Here is a 16,113-nt window from a genome sequence, read left to right on the forward strand (position 1 = left end):
GGCCGGGCATAAGTATTCTGCTCGGCTTGTGCTTCTCATCATAAGGAAAAACGATGGGTAATTTCGAGCGAATACAGTCGCGGGAAACGGGGTTACACAAAAAACTGTCTGCCAGCCAGATGAGTATGATTGCCATTGGCGGTGCAATTGGTACAGGGCTGTTTCTGGGCAGCAAATTTGCTATTGGTTTTGCCGGTCCGGCCGTGATAATCAGCTATGCGTTGGGTGGGCTGATTGCACTGGCGCTGATGGGATGTCTGGCAGAAATGACCGTACAACACCCTACTTCCGGTTCTTTTGGTGCCTATGCAGAATTCTATCTACACCCAATGGCCGGCTTTCTGGTGCGTTACAGCTACTGGGCGTGTATCGTACTGGCCGTAGGCACAGAAGTCACCGCCATTGCCGAATACATGAAATTCTGGTTTCCGCAGGTAAACTCATGGATATGGATTGCCCTGTTTTCCTGTAGCCTGATTGGCGTCAATGCCTATAGTGTCAAAGCATTCGGTTCAGTAGAGTACTGGTTTTCCACCATCAAGATTTTCGCCATTATGGTATTCATTGTGCTGGCGGTAAGCGTATTACTGTCACAGGGCAGTATCAGCAGGATTGAGCATAATCTATTTAGCGGCGGTTTTGCCCCGCATGGATTTTCCGGTATCTGGACTGGCGTCATCATTTCCATATTTAGCTATCTGGGTATCGAAATGATTGCCATAGCCGCAGGCGAAGCCACCAATCCCGAACAGGCAGTAAAAACAGCATTCAAGGGCACACTGGCACGACTACTGATATTTTACCTGCTGGCACTCAGCCTGATTGTCATGCTGGTGCCGTGGCGCGAGCTGATTCAAGAAAATAGCACCAGCCCATTTGTTACCGTGATGCAAAACGTGGGGATACCCTTTGCCGACAGCATACTTAACTTTATTGTCATTGTAGCCGCACTTTCTGCCATGAACAGCATGCTCTACATCGCCACCCGCATGATGTTCAGCCTGTCCCGTGCCCACGAAGCACCACAAATATTTGGCAAAGTAAAAGGCAACGGCGTACCACTCAATGCACTGGCTTTGTCTTCTGCAGGCATTGCTGTGGCAGCACTGGTATATGTGTTTAATCCAGAAACCGCCTTTCCCATCATGATAGCCCTGTCCATGTTTGGGGCACTGTTTAGCTGGGGCGCAGTGTTTCTAACGCATCTGTGTTTTCGCATCCGCATGCGGCAGCAGCAAAAAACACTTAAATTCCGGGTTCCAGGATTTCCATTTATCACCCTAGCCGGCCTGATGGCCATCATCAGTATCATGATTACTACCTGGTTTACACCAATATTCCATGCCACCCTATTATTTGGCATTCCTTTTCTGGCATTTCTAATTCTGATGTATATTATTCAGGCATATCATAAAAAAAGCACAGGCAAATAAATAAGCCCATGCTTAATCGCATACAATAGCAGCTTCAATAGTAACAGCCATGAAGCTGCTATTTCATACTTCCATATCAGGATTTAACCGTAACAAATATAAATTGCAGCTTATTTAGCAGTGGCAAATATTGTCTGAGATCGAACCAAAAATTCAATCAACAACATGAAAGATATACTACAATCTATTTTATACAATTTGCGTAATCTAATTAACTAATTATACCTATGCTGCACAATCTGCCAGTACAAAACTGTTAGTATAAACCTTTGATTTCTTCATGAATATCGTCAACAAAACTCATATTTTCAAAATAGACAATAAATAAAACGGCTAAATAACGCATTCCCAAGAATACGATAAATAGCCGTTATCAATAAAATATTGCTTAAGCTGTTAAAATAATCCCTCAAATATATTAAAAGATTTGGATTTTTTTACTCTATGTAAATAATAGGCCGGATTGGCCAACTGTGCACACATCACTGCATTAATGGCTCCTATTCCTCTATCAGGTAAATTGCATATTGTAAAAATCAGATCAATTAAAGTTAAGAAAATTATTAATGATATTGCTTTACGCCACATACCCAGACATAAAAAATATAAGGGACCAAAAAAGAATGACCAGAGATTCCCTCCTATCTTCGCGCGCGACCAAAACGGCAATTTTTTAAAATTTTCTTTGTATTGAGCAGTTGGTTTTAATTTTGGTAAACCATTCTCTTCAAAAAACTCGAATCTGAACTGCCATACTGGCTTAAGATCCATGCTGGAAAAATCATATTTTTTTTCCGTACTGTTATCCATAAATGACCTTTTAATATACAACTTAAAAAAAGAAATCCTAATATTATATTTAACAAAAAATAATATTTTTAAAAATCAAATCCGAATTTTTAACGCAATTTATTATTTTAACCTATTTTATTAATATAAATATATTAAAATAATTTAATCAAAATTTTCTTTACATTTTATTTTATAAAACAGCTTCTAAAACCATAAACCCGTGTTGAACTAACCTATCTGAGCGATAAAAATAGTATGTAATCTCATACTGCTACTTATATTTTTGAATGTATTAATTTTTTTCTTGTCAAACAAAGCATATCGGAAAGAAATTATCATTACAGCAAAATAAATAATTGAATCTATCTACCTTATGCCACATTGCCATAAGTCACATCAAATAAAACAACTATTCAAACAGCAATAAAAAAGCTGCCTCAGACGAGACAGCCTTTATAAACCGTATAAACAGCTTTACTGATTTAATGTTAGTAATAAATGATTCATGCGTTTTACAAATGCAGCCGGATTTTCCAGTTTGCCACCTTCTGCCAGCAGCGCCTGATCGTATACCAGCTCAGCCAGCTCATTGCGCTGAGTTTCATCCTGTTCCCCTGCAATTTTCTTAATCAGCGGATGTTCCGGATTAATTTCCAGCGTTGGCTTGGTGTGCGGAATCTGTCCGGCCGCGCCAGAAGCTTCCAGCATGCGCGCCAGATGCTGGCTCATATCATGCTCACCAACCACCAGACAGGCCGGACTTTCAGTTAACCGCGCTGTTGCACGCACAGCATCTACTTTATCACCCAGAGCTGCTTTAACCTGCTCAACCAAGTCTTTATTGTCTTCTTCAGTTTTAGCCTGTGCCGCTTTTTCTTCCTCATCGGCCAGATTACCCAAATCAAGTGAGCCCTTGGCCACACTCACCAAAGCTTTACCATCAAATTCCGGCAGACTGTTTACCACCCATTCATCCACACGGTCAGTCAGCAGTAATACCTCAACACCTTTTTTCAGGAAAATTTCCAGATGCGGGCTATTCTTGGCAGCAGCATAACTATCGGCAGTAATATAATAAATTTTTTCCTGCCCTTCTTTCATGCGACCAATATAATCAGCCAGCGTCACATTCTGCTCGCTGCTATCATTATGCGTAGAGGCAAAACGGCATAAGCCAGCAATTTTATCTTTATTATTATAATCCTCAGCAATACCCTCTTTCAGCGTATTGCCAAATACCTGCCAGAATTCAGTGTATTTCTCCGGCTGGTTTTTCTTCAGGTCTTCCAGTAAAGACAATACCTTTTTCACACTACCAGCACGAATAGCATCCAGATCACGGCTTTCCTGCAAAATTTCACGTGATACATTCAGCGGTAAATCACTGCTATCAATTACCCCGCGGATAAAACGCAGATAGGAAGGCATCAGCTTTTTCGCATCGTCCATAATGAACACACGTTTTACATACAGCTGCACCCCGTGCTTGGGTTCACGTTCATACAAATCAAACGGCGCATGTTTAGGCACATACAGCAATCCCGTATATTCATGCCGGCCTTCCACACGAAAATGCGTCCACGCCAGAGCATCATCATAATCATGCGATACATGACGATAAAAAGTCTGATACTGCTCAGCAGTAATTTCATTTTTCGGCCGTTGCCATAAAGCCTGAGCCTGATTAACCACTTCCAGCTCATCTGAAGGTTTTACATTACCTTCCTCATCATATTCCGGCGCCTTTTTCATATAAATCGGCACAGAAATATGGTCACTGTAAGTAGTCACAATCCGGCGTAACGTCCAGTCAGACAACAAATCCTTTTCGTCTTCTTTCAGATGCAGAATCACATCCGTACCACGCGCAGCCTTGCTGATGGATTCAACAGTAAACTCACCATCACCGGCGCTCACCCAGCGCACCGCCTCATTTTCAGCCACACCAGCCTTACGGCTTTCAACAGTTACCCTGTCTGCTACAATAAATGCAGAATAAAAGCCTACCCCAAACTGACCAATCAGATTGGCATCTTTCTTATCATCACCCGTCAGCTTTTCCAGAAATGCTTTAGTACCAGATTTGGCAATCGTACCCAGATGTTCAATCACATCTGCTTCATTCATACCAATACCATTATCAGATACCGTAATCGTTTTAGCCTCCGCATCCGCAGTAACAGTAATTCTGAATTCCGTATCATCCCCAAGCAAAGAAGCATCATTCAATGACTCAAAGCGTAATTTGTCGCAAGCATCTGCCGCATTGGAAATCAGCTCACGCAAAAAAATCTCTTTATTACTGTATAAAGAATGAATCATCAACTGTAACAACTGTTTTACTTCAGTCTGGAAACTGTGTGTCTGTTTCATAATCTTTCTCAAAATACCTAAAAATAATTGTTGTAGATTCAAAATAAGGGCAGCACAATCCAGTTTCAAGCCAGCCTGTTGCCCAAATTACCAGCTTGCCCACTTACACCAGCAAGCAAATAAATACAGCCAGATATCAGCATCTGCATTTCCGCCAAAACTAATTTGCTACAATAGCACATTTACACAAGTCTACTAAAATTGACTCAACATTATGAATACCACACATCACTGCCTGCCAGATACACGTGCCTATCCTACCGACCACGTTAAAAACGAGCTGTTACTGCATGCAGCCAGTCTGGTAACGCCTACATCAAAAGCCCAAACCACCCTCGCCAGAGAAAGCCTGCAAGCAGAAATCACCCGGATGCTGGCACAAAATAATTACACCAACCTCTCAGTAGCACTGGCCATGGCTGCCAATAGCGATATTTACAATATCCTGTGGAACACCATGGAAACAGTATTACAGGCACACAACCAGACAGAAGTACAGTGGCTGGCTTTACCTGTCATAGTAGTAGGTGGTGCCAAAGAAAATATCCGCCTGCCCGAAACCATTCCCGCAACCGCCATCGCCGAAACCTTTAAAAACCAGCCCTGGGCTGAAGCCTGGAATAACATTCACTGGGCAGACTATCTCATCAACGACACCACCTTAACCCATATCAAGGCCAGCCAGTGGTTTGCAGCCAAACAAAACCCACAAGTGGCCGCTAACTTCCTCAGCCAGTTACCACATTCACCGCTACTGGTAGAAAGCGGGCAATCAGTACAGGTTTTCTACGCCCTGGGTTTTGCCAGCACAGACATTCAGCCTGCCCTGAACTGCAATCTGGCCGATACCGCCCTGCCCCTGATGCAAGTCTGGCAAACCCATCTGGCTACCGCCGGTGCCACCTTATTCATCAACCCGCTTTCTCCACAATCGCCCCTGAATGCCCTACGTTCAGGTAATACCATGCGTTTGCGCATGGCCTGCGATGTATTCACCACCAACGCCATACGCGCCATACGCCTACAAAGTCCGCGCGTAGGCGTCGTCATCGCAGCACAGGAAGGTGGAAAAATTCTGTTTGGCTTTAACGCTACCGACAGCGCATTCGAACTACAGCCACAAATTTTCCACTGGCCGCTCACTCAGGCTGATAATATCGACAGCATCGTACAAAATTTCATTGATTTACTGGCCGAATGCCAAGTTGAAAATATCCGCCTGCTGCACGAACCCATCAGCACACAGGCGCAACTTCCCAGTTATGCCCAGTCTATCAACATGATAGGGCACAATCCCCTTTTTCCACGGAGTCACTAACATGTCTGTCACCAAAGTCCTGTTTGTCTGTCTGGGTAACATCTGCCGCTCACCCATGGCTGAATATGTTCTGCGTGATCTGATAGCCCAAAAAGGCCTGAGTCAACAGATTGAAATTGCCAGCGCAGGTACTTCCGGCTGGCACAACGGCGAAGACATGCATCAAGGCAGTAAAGACATTCTGCATGCGCACAACATCAACACCAATGGCTTCCAAAGCAGCGAAGTAAAGCCGGAAGACATCGCCATCTACGACCATATCATCGCCATGGACGACAAAAATCTGCAAGATTTATCCCGGATTTTTGGCAGCAATCGCCCAGACAAAGTCTATAAAATTACCGATTTACTGCCAGACAGCGAATACGATTACGTACCCGACCCCTATTTCAGCGGCAATTTCAGCGAAACCTACACCATCGTCCACGCCGGCTGCATCGCCTGGCTAAACCACTGGCAAAACAACCGTACAAAATAGCCCAGATTACCCACCCAATTTATACAAGATAGCAACCTACTCAATAAAAAAGCAATATGGTAAAATTAATACCATATTTCAATTATTTGATGGCGTTCCAACCTGCCAAAGCCCCAAGCTTTGGCTTTGTTTTAACGCATAAAATCATCACAAAAACAAGGATTTCAAAATGGCAGGACACAGCAAGTGGGCCAATATCCAGCATCGTAAAGGACGTCAGGACGCCAAACGCGGCAAAATATTCACCCGCCTGATTAAAGAAATTACCATTGCCGCCAGACTCGGAGGCGGTGATCCAAACGCCAACCCGCGCCTGCGTCTGGCCATGGATAAAGCCACCGATGCCAATATGCCCAAAGACAATATTCAGCGTGCAATAGACAAAGGCACAGGCAATCTTGAAGGCGTTGAATATGTAGAACTGCGTTACGAAGGCTACGGCATCGGCGGCGCAGCAGTCATGGTAGACTGCCTCACCGATAACAAAACCCGTACCGTGGCCGACGTACGCCACGCATTCACCAAACATGGCGGTAATCTGGGCACCGATGGTTCCGTAGCATTCCAGTTTACCCATCAGGGCTATCTGCTTTTCAGCCCGGATGTAGACGAAGACAGCTTAATGGAAGCCGCACTGGAAGCAGGTGCCGAAGACGTCATCATTCAGGAAGACGGCTCCAAAGAAGTCATCACCGAGCCCTATCAGTACAGCAGCATCAAAGAAGCACTCGAAGCTGCCGGCTTTCATGCCGCAGATGGCGAAGTAACCATGCGCCCAGTCAACGAAACCGTACTGGCAGGAGCCGAAGCAGAAAAAATGCAGCGACTTCTGGATGCACTCGAAGACCTGGATGATGTCCAGAACGTGTACACCACCGCCGTACTGGAAACTGAATAAAACAAAACGGACTGCAATCCAGTCCGTTTTTTATTATTCACCGCCCCACAACCATTAGTACCTACAGATTCATGCAAGCCACAACCCAACTTTTCCAAACAGCTTCAGCCGGAGAATGTGCCGAAGTTCTCGATTTCTGGTTAAACGAATGCAGCCTTGATCAAGCACCGGATACACAGACAGTGCAGCAATGGCAGCAACTCTTCCAGCAGCGTGGCAGCAAATTTATCCGTCTGGCTTCCCTGTGCCAGCAATGGCTGAACGAAACCAACCCTCAATGAAAATTGCCTACCTTAACAAATGGCTGTTACTGGCCACCTGCTGGTTTATCGCCAGCATCTACTTTCTGTTTTTCAAAGCCAGCAGCAATCCGGTACCCATTCCCCAGTTCGACAAAATCTGCCACTTCGGCCTGTTTTTCGGTCAGTTCTGGTTACTGGCCAAAGCCTACTTCAGTGCCAACATCACCATACCACAACGCCTGTTTATCATAACAGCAATCATCTGGGCAGCAGCCAGCGAAACCATTCAGGCACTATTCACCACTCGTGAAGGGGATATAATGGATGCCATTGCCGACCTCATCGGTGCAGCACTGGCACTGTGGCTGGCTCAACAAATACAAACTGCTCGCCGCAACAGCAGCAGGGAGAAATACTAACAATGGATATCGACATTACCGTTTATCAGCAACGTCGTCAGCAAGTACTGGAACAAATCGGCGAAGATGGCATTGCCATTCTTTTTGCCGCACCAGAACAGCGCCGCAGCAACGATACAGAATACCCTTTTCGGCAGGACAGCTATTTTCATTACCTGACCGGCTTTCCCGAAACCGGCGCCGCACTGATACTAAATGGCCGAGAACACAGCGCCACCTTGCTGTGCCGGAATAAAGACCCCAAACAAGAAATCTGGAATGGCTTTCGCTATGGCCACACAGCAGCACGAGAAATATTTGCTTTCGATGCCACCGACGACATCAGCCAATGGCCGACTTACCTCAGAAATGCCCTGCCCGGACATCGGCGCCTTTTTGCCCTATGGGGTTTGTATCCAGAAAACGACCCGAAACTAATCGAATTATGGTACGAAGTTGCCCGCATCGCTAACTATCGCAGCGCCAATGGCAGCACCCTCGCACCAGACAGCATGGTCAATCTTGCCACCATACTCGACCCAATGCGTCTCATTAAAGACCAGCATGAGCAGGCATTAATGCGCACAGCCGCCGAAATCAGTGCACAAGCGCATATCCGCGCCATGCAGACCACCCGCTCGGGACAATATGAATATCAGATAGAAGCCGAAATCCTGCACGAATTCATGCAGCGCGGAGCACGCTACCCTGCCTATAACAGCATCGTCGCCAGTGGCAAAAATGCCTGCTGCCTGCATTACGTCAGCAATAACTGCCAGCTTCAGCACAACGAACTACTCATGATAGATGCTGGTGCCGAATACCAGATGTATGCAGGCGACATCAGCCGTACCTTCCCCATCAGCGGCCGCTTCAATAGCGCGCAAAAAGATATTTACGACATCGTACTGGCCACTAATCAGGCCAGCATTGCCGCTACCGTCAAACAAGCCAACTGGCAAACTATCAGTGCCACAGCCATCAGCATGCTTACTCAGGGGCTCATAGATTTGCGTATACTGCATGGCAGCCTTGAACAAAATATCGAAACTAAAGCCTACCGACGCTTTTACATGCATGGCCTCGGCCACTGGCTCGGTCTGGATGTCCATGATGTTGGCGGCCGTTTTGATGAAAACGAACAGCCTATCCTGTTACAGCCCGGCATGGTAACCACAATCGAACCCGGCTTGTATATCAGCGCTGCCGATGACATACCAGCAGCATTTCATAACATCGGTATCCGCATAGAAGACAACGTACTCGTTACCGAAACAGGCAACGAAGTCCTTACCGCCTCCGTGCCCAAAACCACCACAGAGATAGAAACATTAATGCAGCATTAAAACAGCAGCATTACCACAATCAGACAGCAAAAAAGCAGCCAGCGAATTCCGCTGGCTGCTTTCTGTTGCAAACTCAGTACTTAATGATTCAACTGCCGCGCTGCCAGCTTCTGCTGTGCCGTTGCCACAACATCACTGCCAAATAAAGCACTCACGTTAGCTGATAGATAAAAAAGAAACAATTACACCATATATCATTTTGAAATTACGATTTTCAATAATATAATATCATTAACAATAGTGATAGAAATAGTTATATTTTTATATATAACAAATATATATATCACGTACTGGCCATAGATGGATAAACATGATCAAGCAATAACCGTTATAAATGACAAAAGGATAATCGATGATTCAGTATGCTATGGATTAAAATAACGTTACGGCAGATGGTAAATCTATTAAATTAAATATGTTTCGGGATAGGAGTATTTGACGTCTTTTCGGGCGTAAATCCAACAACAAATATTGCAGAATGTGCATTTAAGAATAAGGCAGCCCTTCCTTCTGGAACTTATGGGATAGTCCCGCGTCCTGAGGGTAGCTTTGCTAATCGTGTACAGACTTTCATAAAAGATTATATAAATGGAACAGACCACAGTGAATAGTTTGGGCTGTATAACAATCTAACGATGAGTAATCACCTTTTTGTTAATGACGTTGAAAGAGGCGGATTTAGGCTACATCCATTACGCCCAAATGGTTCCGGTGAATCATGGGGTTGTATAACATTTCGCCAATATTCGCAGTTTCAAATGCTTAGAAGGGCACTTCTTTCTACAAAAAAAGTTAAAGTCAAAGATGGCGTTCAAGCATATGAACAAATTGTCATTAGAGGAAACACCAATTATGCAAACTGCAGAATCAAATAGTCGCTTTCATTCTATTGCATTATTCATAGTTATTTACATAATATGTCAGGGAATAGTATTTTTCGTCCATCCTGTTTGGCAACTCATAGAAAAATTATCATTTCTCATAGATGATTTACTAAATATAACTGGAATCGCATTGGCTGATGGTGAATTTAATCCATCTGGATTATGGGTTATTTTTGGTGTTCCCTTATTATGTACCCTTATTATTTTCTACCTCATCAGAAAACTAAGTTAATTTTGACAATCAGGTAAAGCCTCTTTTCAGGATAAGATAAATACAATTAATTCTTTTACAACCTATACCAATAATATCAAGTATGGCTTTGGAAAAAATGACGTAATTGATTTTCGCTACCTGCATACAGACCTTTATCAAAAATAATATAAAGCTATTATTTGAATTGATTGCCTGCAAAAAAAGCAGCCAGCGAATCCCGCCGGCTGCTTTCTGTTGCAAACTCAGTACTAATGATTCAACTGCCGCGCCGCCAGCTCCTGCTGTGCCGTTGCCACAACATCACTGCCAAAGAGAGCATTCACATCAGCCTCATCAAACACATAGCGCGCATAACAGAAATCACAATTCACCTCAATACTGCCCTGCTCCACTACCGCTTCACCTACCTCCTGTCCGCCCAGCAACAGCAGCATATCACCCACCTTGGCACGGGAACAGGTACAGGCAAATTCCACATCCTGCGGCGCAAACAGCCTTACCTCATGTTCATGAAACAGCCGGTACAGCAAAGTCTCAGCATCCAGTTGCAACAACTCATCCCCGGTAAGCGTACCAGCCAGCGCAGACAATTCCGTCCAGCTATCTTCCTCGATATCCTGTTCTGGCAATCTTTGCAGCAACAATCCACTGGCATGCTCATCATCTGCCGCCAGCGTAATATGAGTCGCCAGTTGTTCCGAGCGCGCCATATAATTCATCAGCATCTGCGCAATACTGTCACCGGCCAGTTCCACCACCCCCTGCCATGACTCACCCTGAGCCGGTTGCAACGTCAGCACAAACATGCCGCCCTCACCCAGCAAATCCACTAGCCTCATATTCTCATCAATTACCGCAGACTCATCCCAGCGCGCAGTTGCCCGGCAGGTTGCTGCTGACGTAGCTTCCGCCACCAGCATTTTCAACACCCCCTTACCTTGCACCTGCACAATCAGATTACCATCAAACTTCAAATTACTGGCCAGCAACACCGCCGCTACCGTCAGCTCCCCCAAAGCCTGATGAATCGCCTTTGGATAAGCCTTATTCTGCGCCACATGCCGCCATACCTGCTGCAAATTCACATGCAGACCACGCACCGGACAATCATCAAACATAAAACGCGTCAACTGATCTGCCTTAGCCATCTTACTTTCTGTCATCATTACCATCCCAGCAAAATAATCAGCCAATATGGCCGCACCGGCCAAAAAAATCAAGTCAGATTATCGCCAAACCAAAACCTGAAAACCCCAATCAGTTCAGCATACGAAATATAAGAGCTGTATAAATAGAAAGCGATACACAGGGATATCAAAACACAGCAACTGCTCACACACTTGATAAAAAATAAATATTAATAAAATATAACTTTAAAGTTATAGCTTTCACTAGTACCATATCATTAATAATAATGATAGAAACAGTTATATTCTTTAAAACTGGTTACACTCAAAACCAGATTAAGCAACTACTATCATCATTAAATTTATTTCATTTTAATAGAGAAAAGAAGCGTGATAATCAATTACCAAATAAGCATGCAGCGCATTGACTATTCAACGCGGCTCCCCGAGTAAAAAAGCATGCTCATATGATAATGCAGTAGTGCATGCAAAAATTAAAACAGTCAGAGCGAAATTTGCCAAAGGCGAAAATTTTATGCCAGTTCAAAAATTGCTACAAACCTTTGCTATTTATGCTCATTAGTACATACACAAATGGTTGCATCCATCATTAGGCAACCTGCCGGCTGCGGAATTTAAAAACATCCACATATTAATTTTATTGTGTGCCAACGTATTGCCACACCAGAAAGAGAAATCATAGTTATACTATTTCAGTAATGACAGCTAATGAACTACTTTGAAAATGCAATAACAAATTATTTAACGAATTTAATTACAAAATTTTGATATAAAATCAAACCCAACTCAAAATTTTAAAACTAGCTTATGATATAAGCTAATAAATACAAATTACCCGGAGCGATGCGAACGCCCGACCCTCTGGCTCGTAGCCAGATACTCTATCCAACTGAGCTACGGGTGCAATTATTTTTTATTCTAATCTAAATAAAAAATACCGTTAAATTTCTCAGATTAAACTTATCCTGCATAAAAGAGGCCACTTCCCAGAGCTTGGTTCTTAATTTAGCTCATAATAACCATGCCCCCTATAATCTGCTAAAGATTAGTGGGGGCAGAAGAAAAATAGCCAACATAAATTCAACAACTATTTAGTTAATAACATCATCGATACAGTCAAAATAATTATATTCATAATCAATATAACAGCAATTGGACGCCCCATAAATTTTAACCAAGTACTGTAATTTACCTTAGATAATTGCAAGCCACCCATAACAACACCAGACGTTGGCGTAATCAAATTTACCAAACCACTACCAGCCACAAAAATCATAATCATAATATTAGGATCCATCCCTAACTTAGCCGTCAGCGGCCCCAGAATTGGTATAGAAACAAAGGCCAGAGCAGATGTTGAAGGAATCAAGAAAGACAGACCTAAATAAATCAAGTAGGCTACAGGAACAAAAATAACTGGCGACAACCCTGTTAACAGGTTTTGGGCTTTATCTAAAATAAATAGATCAAAATGTGTTTCCCCCATTAATACCGAAATAGAACGAGCAACAACAATAATCAACACTACAGATAAAATATCACAAGCTCCCGCAATAAAATTATCAACAATTTCTTTTTCTGACATTTTTGCCGCAATACCAATGACTACTGACATCAGCAAAAACCACATGGCTAAATCACCAAAGGTCCAGTCTCCGAAGTTACTGCCAGTCAAAAATGACGTCCAATCATTAAAAACGGTTATATTGAACTCTCCCCAAGGTATCAATGAAATTATCATTACAATAAAAGTGAATGCAAACAGAATTAAAATATTTTTTTCACGCCGTCCGAATCTAAGATGTTCTGTATTTTCCGTATTAAAATACAAATTCATTTCCGTTTGTTCTTGTTGGGACAATAATGTAACTGTTTTATCCTTTTTAATCCTTTTGGCATACCTCATCACATACCATATACAAAAAGCAAGCGTTGACAGCCAGAGGGCTGTTCCTACCGTAATTATGGTTCCCTGATTCGGATTATAGCCAACACCCTTCAATGCATCACCAGCCACACCAGTAGCGAAAGGATTTACCGTTGATCCCAATACCCCCGCTCCTGCTCCTAAGAGAATAACTCCCACTGCAATCAAAGTGTCAAAGCCAGCGGCAACTAAAGTTGCAGTGATAAGAACATAAAATGCAATAGTTTCTTCAGCCATGCCATATACAGTTCCGCCAACAGAAAACAAAAACATCAGCAGCGGGATAAGCACCAATTCTTTTCCTTTTAATTTCCGCACCAATGCAGAAATACCAGCTTCTAAAGAATTTGTTTTCATCGCCACATTGATAAAACCGCCCAAAACAAGAATAAATACCGCTATATTGATTGAATTTTGAAAAGATTTGAACGGAGCCATCACCAGATTACTAAGTGATGGAGAAATAACAGTAGAGACTACTTCTGAACTTTCAGGGAGAGTGACCGGAGTAAATGAATGACCAGATAATAATTTAGAAATAATCCATAGCAAAGTCAGAATAATAAATAAAATACTAAATGCTGATAAGGATTTTTTCTTTTCTTTTGATTGAGTATTTTTTTCAGATTGCATAATAACGAATCCTTAAAAAAAAGGTACCGCATTCATTCAATACGATACCTAATTTGCTTTAGTTAATAGTATGTTAGCTCAGTAGAAAACGATGTATTAATCTTCGTACCAGCAATACCTTTAACAATATCATCAATATCAGCCAAAGACCCGATGACTGCTGATTTTCCCGGATTTTCTCGTGCAAAATTTATGGCAGCCTGTACTTTTGGCCCCATAGAACCGGCGGCAAAGCCCATTTTCTCTAACGTATCCGGATGTGCCTCCTTAATCGCATGTTGATTTGGTTTGCCCCAATTAACAAAAGTTGCAGATACATCCGTTGCAATAATAAAAATATCAGCCGCAACCTGCTTTGCTAACACCGCCGAACAAAGATCCTTATCTATTACCGCTTCTACTCCTTTTAAAGTACCATCATCGTCATAAAATGTCGGTATACCACCACCTCCAGCACAAATAACCACAGTACCTTTTTCTAATAACCACTTAACCGGCCTAATTTCAAAAATACGTTTAGGAATCGGGCTAGGAACAACACGCCTGTATTGATCGTTATCAGGAGCAATACTCCAATTTTTTTCTTTTGCCAGCTTTTCAGCCTCTTCTTTTGTGTAAACAGGACCAATAGGCTTAGTTGGATTCATAAATGCCGGATCGTTTTTATCAACTTCCACTTGAGATAATAACGTTGCCAATGGAGTCTCGAGAGGAAGCAGATTACCTAATTCCTGCATAATCATATAACCAATCATCCCAATAGATTCTGCCCCTAAAACATCTAAAGGATATGAAGGAACATCAGTATATGACAAAGATTGCAATGCAATTAATCCCACTTGCGGACCATTGCCATGCGCAATAACCAACTCATTTCCCGGGTAAACCTTAGCAATTTGCTGGCAAGCAATTTTAGTATTCTGGCGTTGATTCTCAACCGTTAAAGGCTCTCCTCTGCGTAAGAGCGCATTACCACCTAAAGCAATGACAATTCTCATTTTAATTCCAATCGTTTTTATTTTAAATCAAGCTGGATACAATAACTGCTTTAATGGTATGCATCCTGTTTTCTGCTTGTTCGAACGCAATGTTAATAGGAGACTCAAATACATCCTCTGTAACTTCAATCCCATTTTTAAATTGGGGATATTGTTCGGCAACTTCCTTACCAACTTTCGTTTCTGAATTATGAAAAGCCGGTAAACAGTGCATGAACTTAACTCGCGGATTACCTGTAGCCGCAATTAATTCTTTATTAACCTGATAGGGAGTTAATGCATCAATACGTTCCCCCCAAGACTCAATAGGTTCACCCATAGAAACCCAAACATCCGTATGAATAAAATCCACACCTTTTACTGCTTTTTTGACATCATCAGTAACCGTAATACGAGCACCACTTTCCTCTGCAAATCTTTCACACATTGCTACTAACTCAGGCTCAGGCAACAATGATTTCGGGCCGGAAATACGAACATCCATCCCTAACTTCGCCCCGATTAACAACAATGAATTACCCATATTATTGCGCGCGTCACCAACATATGCATATTTAATCTCATTTATTGGTTTGCCATTAGAATATTCCAACATCGTTAATACATCGGCAAGCATTTGCGTTGGGTGGAATTCATCGGTTAAACCATTCCATACAGGAACACCGGCATAATCAGCAAGTTCCTGCACAACAGATTGCTTATAACCACGATATTCAATCCCGTCATACATACGTCCTAACACACGGGCAGTATCTTTCATACTTTCTTTATGGCCAATCTGTGAACCACTTGAACCAATATAAGTTACATTGGCGCCCTGATCATGAGCGGCCACCTCAAAAGCACAACGTGTTCTGGTAGAAGTTTTCTCAAAAATTAAAGCAATATTTTTACCTTTCAGTAACTGTTGTTCAGTACCTGTATACTTAGCTCTTTTAAGATCACGAGCCAAATCAATTAAATAATTAATTTCTCGTTCAGTATGATGAACCAAACTAAGTAAATTACGATTTTTTAAATTGAAAGCCATA

General features: G+C 42.6%; 15 protein-coding genes. 9 read left to right on the top strand and 6 right to left on the bottom strand.

Going from position 1 to position 16,113, the window contains the following annotated elements; genetic code table 11:
• The first annotated feature begins 53 nt into the window (after nucleotides 1–53).
• Nucleotides 54–1,433 carry an amino acid permease gene (locus GYX26_RS00840; RefSeq protein WP_174827663.1) on the top strand — a complete coding sequence of 460 codons (1,380 nt, stop codon included), beginning with the start codon at nucleotides 54–56 and terminating at the stop codon, nucleotides 1,431–1,433.
• Nucleotides 1,434–1,829: 396 nt separating this feature from the next.
• Here GYX26_RS00840 and GYX26_RS00845 read toward each other — a convergent pair whose 3' ends face one another.
• Both GYX26_RS00845 and htpG read right to left on the bottom strand, forming a co-directional pair.
• A complete protein-coding gene (locus tag GYX26_RS00845; protein WP_174827664.1) occupies nucleotides 1,830–2,243 on the bottom strand; it encodes a DUF2628 domain-containing protein in 414 nt (137 codons plus the stop codon).
• A 456-nt stretch (nucleotides 2,244–2,699) separates the two neighbouring features.
• Nucleotides 2,700–4,598 (bottom strand): molecular chaperone HtpG, encoded by a 1,899-nt coding sequence (gene htpG, locus GYX26_RS00850; protein WP_174827665.1) that lies wholly within the window; start codon nucleotides 4,596–4,598, stop codon nucleotides 2,700–2,702.
• 214 nt (nucleotides 4,599–4,812) lie between these two features.
• Between htpG and GYX26_RS00855 the strand changes: the two genes are divergently transcribed.
• The 8 genes from GYX26_RS00855 to GYX26_RS00890 all read left to right on the top strand — a co-directional run bounded on the left by GYX26_RS00855 (nucleotide 4,813) and on the right by GYX26_RS00890 (nucleotide 10,394).
• The gene (locus GYX26_RS00855) at nucleotides 4,813–5,916 is read left to right on the top strand and encodes a conjugal transfer protein (protein WP_174827666.1); all 1,104 of its coding nucleotides are present in this window, start codon (nucleotides 4,813–4,815) and stop codon (nucleotides 5,914–5,916) included.
• Nucleotide 5,917: 1 nt separating this feature from the next.
• Nucleotides 5,918–6,394, top strand: coding sequence for a low molecular weight protein-tyrosine-phosphatase (locus tag GYX26_RS00860; RefSeq protein ID WP_174827667.1), 477 nt, complete (start codon nucleotides 5,918–5,920; stop codon nucleotides 6,392–6,394).
• Nucleotides 6,395–6,563: 169 nt separating this feature from the next.
• On the top strand, nucleotides 6,564–7,292 hold the full coding sequence (locus GYX26_RS00865) for a YebC/PmpR family DNA-binding transcriptional regulator (protein WP_174827668.1): 729 nt from the start codon (nucleotides 6,564–6,566) through the stop codon (nucleotides 7,290–7,292).
• A gap of 71 nt (nucleotides 7,293–7,363) precedes the next feature.
• Nucleotides 7,364–7,573, top strand: coding sequence for a dioxygenase (locus tag GYX26_RS00870; protein WP_100089344.1), 210 nt, complete (start codon nucleotides 7,364–7,366; stop codon nucleotides 7,571–7,573).
• Nucleotides 7,546–7,953, top strand: coding sequence for a VanZ family protein (locus tag GYX26_RS00875; RefSeq protein WP_238791194.1), 408 nt, complete (start codon nucleotides 7,546–7,548; stop codon nucleotides 7,951–7,953). Before GYX26_RS00870 ends, GYX26_RS00875 begins: the two co-directional genes overlap by 28 nt.
• Before the next feature lie 2 nt (nucleotides 7,954–7,955).
• Entirely contained in the window at nucleotides 7,956–9,278 is a 1,323-nt protein-coding gene (locus GYX26_RS00880; RefSeq protein ID WP_174827669.1) for an aminopeptidase P N-terminal domain-containing protein, read from the top strand.
• A 617-nt stretch (nucleotides 9,279–9,895) separates the two neighbouring features.
• On the top strand, nucleotides 9,896–10,153 hold the full coding sequence (locus GYX26_RS11625) for a tlde1 domain-containing protein (protein ID WP_370520826.1): 258 nt from the start codon (nucleotides 9,896–9,898) through the stop codon (nucleotides 10,151–10,153).
• The gene (locus tag GYX26_RS00890) at nucleotides 10,098–10,394 is read left to right on the top strand and encodes a hypothetical protein (RefSeq protein WP_174827550.1); all 297 of its coding nucleotides are present in this window, start codon (nucleotides 10,098–10,100) and stop codon (nucleotides 10,392–10,394) included. The genes GYX26_RS11625 and GYX26_RS00890 overlap by 56 nt, the downstream gene beginning before the upstream one ends.
• Before the next feature lie 230 nt (nucleotides 10,395–10,624).
• Here the strand turns inward: GYX26_RS00890 and hslO are convergent, their stop codons facing one another.
• The 4 genes from hslO to GYX26_RS00910 form a co-directional block, all read right to left on the bottom strand.
• On the bottom strand, nucleotides 10,625–11,539 hold the full coding sequence (gene hslO, locus GYX26_RS00895; RefSeq protein ID WP_174827819.1) for an Hsp33 family molecular chaperone HslO: 915 nt from the start codon (nucleotides 11,537–11,539) through the stop codon (nucleotides 10,625–10,627).
• A 1,072-nt stretch (nucleotides 11,540–12,611) separates the two neighbouring features.
• The gene (locus GYX26_RS00900; protein WP_174827670.1) at nucleotides 12,612–14,084 is read right to left on the bottom strand and encodes a YfcC family protein; all 1,473 of its coding nucleotides are present in this window, start codon (nucleotides 14,082–14,084) and stop codon (nucleotides 12,612–12,614) included.
• 62 nt (nucleotides 14,085–14,146) lie between these two features.
• Nucleotides 14,147–15,082 carry a carbamate kinase gene (arcC, locus tag GYX26_RS00905; RefSeq protein ID WP_174827671.1) on the bottom strand — a complete coding sequence of 312 codons (936 nt, stop codon included), beginning with the start codon at nucleotides 15,080–15,082 and terminating at the stop codon, nucleotides 14,147–14,149.
• A 22-nt stretch (nucleotides 15,083–15,104) separates the two neighbouring features.
• On the bottom strand, nucleotides 15,105–16,112 hold the full coding sequence (locus GYX26_RS00910; RefSeq protein ID WP_174827672.1) for an ornithine carbamoyltransferase: 1,008 nt from the start codon (nucleotides 16,110–16,112) through the stop codon (nucleotides 15,105–15,107).
• Between the last annotated feature and the right edge of the window lies 1 nt (nucleotide 16,113).

The organism is Snodgrassella sp. ESL0253, assembly GCF_013344965.1.
GTDB lineage: Bacteria > Pseudomonadota > Gammaproteobacteria > Burkholderiales > Neisseriaceae > Snodgrassella > Snodgrassella alvi_B.

Bases quoted from the DNA above. Each gene is read 5' to 3' on its own strand.
- GYX26_RS00880 (WP_174827669.1), top strand. From the start codon at position 7,956: ATGGATATCGACATTACCGTTTATCAGCAACGTCGTCAGCAAGTACTG.
- GYX26_RS00855 (WP_174827666.1), top strand. From the start codon at position 4,813: ATGAATACCACACATCACTGCCTGCCAGATACACGTGCCTATCCTACC.
- GYX26_RS00870 (WP_100089344.1), top strand. From the start codon at position 7,364: ATGCAAGCCACAACCCAACTTTTCCAAACAGCTTCAGCCGGAGAATGT.
- htpG (WP_174827665.1), bottom strand. From the start codon at position 4,598: ATGAAACAGACACACAGTTTCCAGACTGAAGTAAAACAGTTGTTACAG.
- arcC (WP_174827671.1), bottom strand. From the start codon at position 15,082: ATGAGAATTGTCATTGCTTTAGGTGGTAATGCGCTCTTACGCAGAGGA.
- hslO (WP_174827819.1), bottom strand. From the start codon at position 11,539: ATGACAGAAAGTAAGATGGCTAAGGCAGATCAGTTGACGCGTTTTATG.
- GYX26_RS00840 (WP_174827663.1), top strand. From the start codon at position 54: ATGGGTAATTTCGAGCGAATACAGTCGCGGGAAACGGGGTTACACAAA.
- GYX26_RS00845 (WP_174827664.1), bottom strand. From the start codon at position 2,243: ATGGATAACAGTACGGAAAAAAAATATGATTTTTCCAGCATGGATCTT.
- GYX26_RS00875 (WP_238791194.1), top strand. From the start codon at position 7,546: ATGGCTGAACGAAACCAACCCTCAATGAAAATTGCCTACCTTAACAAA.
- GYX26_RS00900 (WP_174827670.1), bottom strand. From the start codon at position 14,084: ATGCAATCTGAAAAAAATACTCAATCAAAAGAAAAGAAAAAATCCTTA.
- GYX26_RS00890 (WP_174827550.1), top strand. From the start codon at position 10,098: ATGAACAAATTGTCATTAGAGGAAACACCAATTATGCAAACTGCAGAA.
- GYX26_RS00860 (WP_174827667.1), top strand. From the start codon at position 5,918: ATGTCTGTCACCAAAGTCCTGTTTGTCTGTCTGGGTAACATCTGCCGC.
- GYX26_RS00910 (WP_174827672.1), bottom strand. From the start codon at position 16,112: ATGGCTTTCAATTTAAAAAATCGTAATTTACTTAGTTTGGTTCATCAT.
- GYX26_RS00865 (WP_174827668.1), top strand. From the start codon at position 6,564: ATGGCAGGACACAGCAAGTGGGCCAATATCCAGCATCGTAAAGGACGT.